Genomic DNA, 6,797 nt, shown 5'->3' with positions numbered 1-6,797 from the left:
CCGGAAGGGTTAAATTTTTTTAAGGGACAGAAACCATTATGTTTCTGATATAATTTTTAGTATATTTAGCTATTTTGAAAAAAAAACCAGATAATCCAAAAAATTAATTAAACTTATTAAATTACTATAACTATTTCTTAATCACCATCAGGGCCACGATTAATGGAACAATTGACTGATTTAAAAGCGATATTACATTCCAAACGTGCCAATATTTATTACCTGGAAAAATGTCGGGTGATGCAAAAAGATGGCCGTGTGCTTTATTTAACGGAAGCGAAAGACCAAAACTATTACTGGAATATCCCCATTGCCAATACTACCGTTATTTTATTGGGAACCGGCACCTCGATAACACAAGCCGCCATGCGCATGTTGGCAAGTGCAGGTGTACTGGTTGGTTTTTGTGGTGGGGGAGGGTCACCATTATTTTCCGGTAGCGAAATTGAATGGCTAACACCGCAAAATGAATATAGACCGACAGAATATGTGCAGGCGTGGTTAAAATTTTGGTTTGAAGACAGCAAACGGCTTACTGTAGCCAAAGCTTTTCAGGATGCCCGCATCAGCTACTTAAAAAGTATCTGGGCAAAAGACCGTGATCTAAAAGCTGAAGGTTTCTTTGTTGATGACCTTGAAATTAACAGCGCATTACAAGCCTATACCGAACAAATACAAAATGCCCAGAAAGTCGGCGATCTGTTGCAACGCGAAGCCGTACTCACCAAACAACTGTATCGCTATGCCGCCAAAACCACCAAACTCAGTGATTTTGTCAGGGAACGTGAAAACACCGATCTGGCCAATGGTTTTTTAAACCACGGCAACTATTTGGCCTATGGCCTGGCTGCAACTACCTTATGGGTATTGGGCATTCCCCACGGTTTTGCCGTTATGCACGGTAAAACCAGACGGGGCGCGTTAGTCTTTGATGTTGCTGACCTTATTAAAGACACCATAGTTTTACCCTGGGCTTTTATCAGTGCCAAAGAAAAAGCCACCGAACAAGAATTTCGCCAACAAATTTTACAAAAGTTTACCGAACACAAAGCCCTGGATTTTATGTTTGATCAAGTCAAACAACAAGCCCTGCGGGATGACTGGTTATGATGGTCACCTTTGTCAGCCAATGCGAAAAAAAAGCCCTCAACCGAACCCGCCGCGTACTGGATGCTTTCGCCAATCGCATTGGTGATAACACCTGGCAAACCATCATTACCGAAGACGGCTTAATCGCCGTTAAAACCCTGTTACGAAAAACCGCGACCAAAAATACCGCCGTCTCTTGCCATTGGTTACGCTCCAGAAGCCGGAGTGAATTGGTTTGGGTAGTGGGTAATCGTAAACGGTTTAATGCAGAAGGGATAGTGCCGGTAAATAGTACTCGGAAAAATATGATGAATAGCCAATGGGAAAACGATTGGCTGTACTTACCTTTAATAAAAAGCCTGACCGCATTGGCGGCCCTCTTTCATGATTGGGGCAAAGCTTCAGAATATTTTCAAGCGAAACTTCAGGAAAATAAAAAAACAGGCGACCCATTACGGCATGAATGGATTTCAGTGCTGTTTTTCAATGCTTACATCAATGGCGAAACAGAAGACGAGCAATGGCTAAATCGGCTGATAAAAGGCGAATTTAATATAACAGACCTAAAGCAAACAGTACTTAAGAGAGCTAAAAATCCTCTGTATGAGTTACCCAATGCCGCGAGTATATTGGCTTGGCTGATTGTTTCGCATCATCGCTTACCAACACTTAAAAAAACGGCAGGTAAATCAGCAGAGAATTTTAGCCGTGTGTTTAAATACATCCATCAAAATTGGGGCTATGAAAATAACTTTGATGACACCATTTTCAAGCAGAATTTGCCTCGTTGTTTTGATTATCCAAAAGGCTTGCCCAGCGACTCTGTAAGTTGGCTAAAAGAATGTAAAAAACAGGCGGCTCGCTTACATTCGCAATTACCATTATTGGAACAAACGATCAACGACGGAAGCTGGCGATTGATTCTTCTGCACAGCCGACTCACGTTAATGTTGGGTGACCATTACTATTCATCATTAAAGATAGACGATGTTAATCGCCTAAAAAATCGTGAATTGGCCCTTTATGCCAATACTGATTGGGACAGCAATAAAAAAAGAGTCCCCAAACAAACCTTAGATGAGCATTTGCTAGGTGTCGCCAAACACGCGCTACATGCCGCCCATTTTTTACCGATGTTGGAAGGTATAAATGATGAGTTGGAGCGGGTTTATGACGTAAAGCCGTTAAAGCAAAATAGTAAACAAAGCTTTGAATGGCAAGATAAAGCTGTCAAAGAAATTAGCCAATGGCGTCAACAAAACACATTACTTGATAAAAATCAGTATGGATTCTTTGCTGTCAACATGGCTAGCACCGGCAAAGGTAAGACGTTTGCCAATGCCAAAATCATGCGAGCTTTATCGCCCGATGGTGACAGTCTGCGTTATGTCCTGGCATTAGGTTTGCGGACTTTAACGTTGCAAACCGGCGATGAATACCGCGAACGGATTGGTTTAAAAAACAATGAGCTGGCGGTGTTAATTGGCTCACGCGCTGTGTTGGAATTACATGACCAAAAAGAACAAGAAAAAAATGACGTAGAACGAGAAGCAACGGGTTCAGAATCTGAAGAAACCCTGCTGGATAATGAACTGTATTTTGAGTGCGACTTCCCTGATGATTGGTTAAAAACCGCCTTAAAAACCACCAAAGACCGCCAGTTTTTATACGCGCCTGTGTTGAGCTGCACCATAGACCATCTTATGTCTGTAACTGAAACTCAGCGCGGTGGACGCTATATCTTGCCAACGTTGCGTTTAATGTCATCTGACTTAGTCATTGATGAAATTGATGATTTTAGCGGTGAAGATTTAATCGCTATCGGTCGATTGATTCATTTAGCGGGCATGTTAGGCAGAAAGGTGATGATTTCTTCGGCAACTATTCCGCCTGATTTGGCGGAAGGTTATTATTATGCCTATCAATCAGGCTGGTCTATCTTTGCAACGATGCGGCAACAAAGCCAACTTATTGGCTGTGCTTGGGTTGATGAATATTCCACCCAAGTGACGACGTTTGAAAGCCAAAAAGAAGCGCAGGCAATGGCTGTTTACCAAGCCGCTCATCAGAAATTTGTTAATAAACGTAATCTAGCACTACAAAAGCAAACGGCAAAACGTAAAGCCGCTATCGTTGATTGCTCGCCTGAGCAAGCTACCGAACAAAACCTAACGGTTGACGACTATTTTGCTCAAGTCATACAAGCGGCAATTATTGAAAAACATCAACAACATCATTTAATCGATAAGGATACCGGCAAACAAGTTAGTTTTGGTGTCGTGCGAATCGCCAATATAAAGCCATGCATTGCACTAACCCGCAACTTACTCAATGCAACTTGGCCTGATGATATTGAAATAAGGGCGATGGCCTATCATAGCCAGCAAGTGTTGATTATGCGCAATGAACAGGAAAAACATCTGGATTCGGTATTAAAACGAACTGCCAGTAATCCAAAGCATACGCTTAATAATCCGCAGATTCGGACGCATTTAAAGACAATTAAGGCTAAAAATGTCATTTTTATTCTGCTAGCGACGCCAGTTGAAGAGGTTGGGCGTGATCATGATTTTGACTGGGCAGTAGTTGAGCCGTCTTCTTACCGTTCATTCATACAGTTGGCAGGCCGTATCATGCGCCATAGGGAGCTAACCTTAGAGTTAGCCGCCAGCAATATGGCGTTGTTGCAATACAATCTAAAAGGCCTAAACGGAAAAGACGTGGTTTTTCATTATCCTGGGTATGAATCCAAAGAAAACCGTTTAGTAACGCACGACTTAAAACAACTGCTCGACGTTGAAGCCATTGCAACAAGATTAGATGCGACCGCACGTATTACCAAGCCTGAGACCTTGCAACCCCAAAAAAACCTGGTTGATTTGGAACATCACTGCATTCAACAATTATTAACTAATTACAGTCAACAAGGCCCTGAATCTTTATCCGGCTGGATTAGGTCGTGCTGGTGGCTAACCGGTGAACCGCAACAATATATCAAATTTAGGAAAAGTATGCCTGTACTGACCTTGTTTTTAATTCCTGAGGATGGATGTTTTAATTTTAAAGAAAAAGACAACTGGGGCGAGTGGATTGGTAAAGAAAGCGCTTATGGCATCGTCCACAATGAAGATTTAACAGAGTTCGAAAAAAAACGTTTATGGTTATGGCGGGATTATCGTGTTTTATTGAAAAACTCGCCTAAATCAAATTTGCAAGCAGCCGCACAAGCGTATGGAGAGGCTAATTTTCCTCAGTATCACATGGACATAAACAATTTACATTTTAGCTATTCCAGTCAATTTGGTTTGCATGAAACCTGACAGGCTTTTAAAACCTGTCAGGTTTTGTGAATTAAAGCTGCCTGTGCGGCAGTGAACTACAAAAAAAGTATGTAATTTTCTAAGCTGTTTGTTCAACAGAACAAGCATTTTACTTTAATTTTCTTGTTTTTGCTCAATGTAGACAGATTTTTTTTATTTAAAAAAGTATGTAATGGTTGATTTTGTATTTATACAGGATTAAACTGCGATCCGTGTCATCGTTAATTCAAAAATTTAAGGAGACCTTATGCTTGATCCTGCAATACAGGCGTTTTTAAATGAACGCAAAGAAAATTGGTTAAAAAAGAAAGTCGATACTAAAACCACGGCAGAACAGGAAAGCGAACTAACGCAAGAAGCTAATGAGCTGTTTACGCTGGTCACTTGGTTGCCCGATGCAGCAAAAAGAGCCAAACAATTATCATTAGTCAGTCATCCCGCCAAATTTAGTCATCCCAGTGCAAAAACCAGCTCCATAATTGCAATAGCGGTAAAAAATGCAGATGGTTTCGTTCGATCAGGCAATATGACAGAGCAACTGGATGTTTTTGGTAATGCTGCGGCAATGGATGTTTATAAATTTTTAAGTCTGGTTTTGGTAGATGGGCAAACTGTACTCAGTCATTTAGAACAAACAACCCCTGCTATCCAAAAACAATTTACCTTGCCTGCTTCAAGCTTTACAGAATTGGCATCTTCCTTATTAGCTATTAAATCGACTGATACCGATAAAGTTGTCACCAGTGCAATCGTGAAACAGGTTTATTTTCCTGTTTCAGAAAATAACTATCACCTACTTTCCATACTGACCCCCTCAAGTTTAATGTTCACTCTCAAACAACGTATTAATACACTACGGTTTTCTGAAGAGGCAAAAGCGGCGAGAGAAGCGAAGAAAAACAACCAACCTTATGACAATGAACTGGCTGAAATTTATTCATTAACTGTTATCGGCTTTGGCGGCACTAAACCGCAAAATATCAGCGTCTTAAACAGCCAAAACTATGGCACAGCGTATCTACTTGAATCCCTCCCGCCGATACTAAAAAAACGCAGTGTCAACCCGCCTAAAATTAATTTTTTCAGCAACAGTTTACGACTAAAGGACTTTCTGGAAGATTTTGACAAGCTGCACAAACAATTAAGTAGTGATACCAATAATATCTATGTGCGAAATCAGCGCGATTGGCTAATTAAAAACATCATTTATCAAGTCGCTGACAAACTCTGGCAAATCCGCTACTTAGATGCAGGTTGGTCAACATCGGACAACTATCAAAATCTGTCGCAACAGCAAAAAATCTGGTTAGACCAAGCGTATAAAGAAATACGGCAACAGCAAACCGATTGGCAAGATGACATAAAAACAGCGCTGGCACGTTGGCTTTCTAATAGTTACAAAACAACCCAAGGCGATAAAGCGTTATCTATTGATGATGATAAATACAAGCCGCACTTTATCCGCTTAATTGAAGAATGCGAGACTGTCTTATTATGAAAAACATTCTGTTAATTCCCTATATTCAAATCCATAACGCCAACGCCTTATCCAGTCCATACACCATTGGCTTTCCTGCGATGACTGCTTGGCTAGGGGCTGTTCACGCCTTGCAACGGCAGCTTAAAACGCGCGATGTTGATTTTGAAGATTTAGATTTCAAAAGCGTTGGCATAGTTTGTCACGACATTAACCTGCAAACCCACAAAGGTAACAGCGATTTTGTTTATTCAATCGTCGGCACAGGAAATCCGCTAGATAAATCAGGCAATCGCCCATCGTTTATCGAAGAAGCCCGCTGTCATTTAACCGTCTCGTTAGTCATTGAATACACCTGTGATTATGACCAAGATCTAACGGAACACGTTGACCAACTTATAAAAGGTAAATTGAAATTTGCAGGCGGCGATGTAGTAACAGCCAAACCATCTGAAACCTTTGAAATTGACTTAGAAAACCAGAAACAACTTATAACGAAACTCATGCCAGGTTTTTGTTTGGTTGAACGCCGTGATTTAATGCAGCAAGCCATGACAGACGGACAAGATGCCATTGATGCCTTGCTGGACTTCATAACCGTAAAACACACCAGTCAAATCGATGATAAAGGCAAAGTCACATGGACAACTAGCCGCAAAACCAAGGGCTGGATTGTGCCGATTGCCACTGGTTTTCATAGTATCAGCGACTTGGGCTTTGCTGAAAACCAGCGCGACCCCGACACACTTCATCGTTTTGCCGAAAGCATTGTTACCTTAGGCGAATTTATCATGCCCTATCGTATAGACAACTTAGATAATATGCTTTGGCACACGCACGTCGATGCAGAAAGCAACCTCTATCTTTGCCAACAAAACCAACCCATTAATCATAGTTAAGGAAAAAACCTC

General features: G+C 41.2%; 4 protein-coding genes. All 4 read left to right on the top strand.

Annotated features, from left to right (window positions below; translation table 11 throughout):
- The first annotated feature begins 162 nt into the window (after window positions 1-162).
- A complete protein-coding gene (cas1f, locus tag N7974_RS16270) occupies window positions 163-1,110 on the top strand; it encodes a type I-F CRISPR-associated endonuclease Cas1f (protein ID WP_262966634.1) in 948 nt (315 codons plus the stop codon).
- Entirely contained in the window at window positions 1,107-4,409 is a 3,303-nt protein-coding gene (cas3f, locus tag N7974_RS16265; RefSeq protein ID WP_262966633.1) for a type I-F CRISPR-associated helicase Cas3f, read from the top strand. The genes cas1f and cas3f overlap by 4 nt, the downstream gene beginning before the upstream one ends.
- Window positions 4,410-4,656: 247 nt before the next feature.
- Window positions 4,657-5,907 (top strand): type I-F CRISPR-associated protein Csy1, encoded by a 1,251-nt coding sequence (gene csy1 / locus N7974_RS16260; RefSeq protein WP_262966632.1) that lies wholly within the window; start codon window positions 4,657-4,659, stop codon window positions 5,905-5,907.
- The gene (csy2, locus tag N7974_RS16255) at window positions 5,904-6,785 is read left to right on the top strand and encodes a type I-F CRISPR-associated protein Csy2 (protein ID WP_262966631.1); all 882 of its coding nucleotides are present in this window, start codon (window positions 5,904-5,906) and stop codon (window positions 6,783-6,785) included. Before csy1 ends, csy2 begins: the two co-directional genes overlap by 4 nt.
- Window positions 6,786-6,797: the final 12 nt, after the last annotated feature.

Origin of the sequence: Methylobacter psychrophilus, from assembly GCF_025583945.1 — a bacterium.
Taxonomy (GTDB): domain Bacteria; phylum Pseudomonadota; class Gammaproteobacteria; order Methylococcales; family Methylomonadaceae; genus Methylobacter_C; species Methylobacter_C psychrophilus.
The sequence above is the reverse complement of the archived record's forward strand: the minus strand, read 5'-3'. Positions and strand labels throughout refer to the sequence as shown.